Here is a 1,618-nt window from a genome sequence, read left to right on the forward strand (position 1 = left end):
TCACCGGGGGCACGGCCAACGACTTCCTCGTGGGCGGCGCCGGCAACGACACCCTCTCGGGCCTCGACGGCAACGACAGCTTTATCGGCGGGGCGGGCACCGACACCATCTTCGGTGGCGCAGGCAACGACACTGCAATCTTCAACGTGTCGACGGACGGCAGCGACGCGATCGATCTCGGCGCGGGCGACGACATTGTCAACGTCTCCGCGGCGTCGGCCGGCCAGATCCGCCTGACCTTCACCTCGGCCGAGGTCGGCAACAACAACCCGAACGATGCCAGCACCGGCACCAACCAGGATGGCGGCCTCGCCGTGCGGCTTCAGGCCGAGGATGCGGCCGGCGCCCTCGCGGGCCTCGTCAGCCGGTTCGACGACGAGGGCATCACCTTCGTGGCCGCGGCCGGAACGACCTTCGACGTGCGGGACCTCGTCTCCGGCGTGCAGCGGGGCGACGCCTTCGAGGTCGTTACGCTCGGCACGCAGGCCGACGACATCCTGACGGCCGTGCAGGGCTCGCGCTCCTACTACATCAACGGCGGCCAGGGGAACGACACCATCACCGGGGGCACGGCCAACGACTTCCTCGTGGGCGGCGCCGGCAACGACACCCTCTCGGGCCTCGACGGCAACGACAGCTTTATCGGCGGGGCGGGCACCGACACCATCTTCGGTGGCGCAGGCAACGACACTGCAATCTTCAACGTGTCGACGGACGGCAGCGACGCGATCGATCTCGGCGCGGGCGACGACATTGTCAACGTCTCCGCGGCGTCGGCCGGCCAGATCCGCCTGACCTTCACCTCGGCCGAGGTCGGCAACAACAACCCGAACGATGCCAGCACCGGCACCAACCAGGATGGCGGCCTCGCCGTGCGGCTTCAGGCCGAGGATGCGGCCGGCGCCCTCGCGGGCCTCGTCAGCCGGTTCGACGACGAGGGCATCACCTTCGTGGCCGCGGCCGGAACGACCTTCGACGTGCGGGACCTCGTCTCCGGCGTGCAGCGGGGCGACGCCTTCGAGGTCGTTACGCTCGGCACGCAGGCCGACGACATCCTGACGGCCGTGCAGGGCTCGCGCTCCTACTACATCAACGGCGGCCAGGGGAACGACACCATCACCGGGGGCACGGCCAACGACTTCCTCGTGGGCGGCGCCGGCAGCGACACCCTCTCGGGCGGGGCCGGCAACGACAGCTTCATCGGCGGAGCCGGCAACGACGTCATCTCGGGCGGGGCCGGTACCGACCGCGCGATCTTCTCCTTCGCGCTGAATGCGGCGAGCATCGGCGTGACGGCGGACGGTGCCATCACGATCACGGGCACGGAGGGGACCGACACCTTCCGGGGCATCGAGCAGTTCCAGTTCAGCGACCGCACCATCGACGTCAACGACGGGTCGCCCCTGGTGGACGACCTGTTCTACCTGATCCGGAACCCGGACGTGGCCGCGGCCGGGCTCGACCCCGAGGCCCATTATGCGGCCTACGGCGCCCGCGAAGGCCGCGACCCGAACGCGTTCTTCTCGACGGACGGCTATCTCGCCGCCAATCCGGACGTGGCCAGGGCTGGGATCAACCCGCTCGACCACTACGCCCAGTTCGGCTGGCGCGAGGGCCG

At 69.8% G+C, this 1,618-nt stretch carries 1 protein-coding gene; it reads left to right on the top strand.

Annotated elements, in window-relative coordinates; all coding sequences use genetic code 11:
- On the top strand, positions 1–1,618 hold a 1,618-nt coding region (locus E1J50_RS26440; protein WP_132257231.1), incomplete at both ends, for a calcium-binding protein.

It is taken from the genome of Methylobacterium segetis (assembly GCF_004348265.1).
GTDB lineage: Bacteria > Pseudomonadota > Alphaproteobacteria > Rhizobiales > Beijerinckiaceae > Methylobacterium > Methylobacterium segetis.